Source organism: Dellaglioa sp. CoH-56-MRSF-11, from assembly GCF_056782135.1.
The window spans coordinates 1-349 of the sequence record NZ_JBXAYE010000060.1; the positions used below are offsets into that span (position 1 = coordinate 1).

Sequence of the window (349 nt, forward strand, 5' to 3'; positions counted from 1 at the left end):
GCGGTGGCGTTCTAGCCCGATGGTCATGGAAATCCGGCGCGGAGCCCATGACCGAACATCGCCTGAAGCGAATTTGGGAATCTGCACAGCGCCCTAAGGCACAGTACGTGACTCGTTTGCACAAGGTGCTTGAACATGTGCGCAACGGTACGCTGCATGTGTGGGTCGCATTTCACGAAGAGCAGCGCAAGGGCGAATTGCAGAATGTAGAAGTCCAGATCACGCTCAGCCCCCAACGTTTGTTCTACGGGTACGGCCGTGTCCTGATACTCTCAGCCTTTTTTAATCATTCTCAGATGTACTATCTGCTGAAACGCGGGGAACTCGCAGGTAAGATAAGCCAGTATGC

At 53.9% G+C, this 349-nt stretch carries 1 protein-coding gene; it reads left to right on the forward strand.

Annotated features, from left to right (window positions below; genetic code table 11):
* Positions 1–47 precede the first annotated feature (47 nt).
* Positions 48–349 (forward strand): hypothetical protein (locus tag AC1RPT_RS07840; RefSeq protein WP_481762992.1); only part of this gene is annotated, 302 nt, incomplete at its 3' end.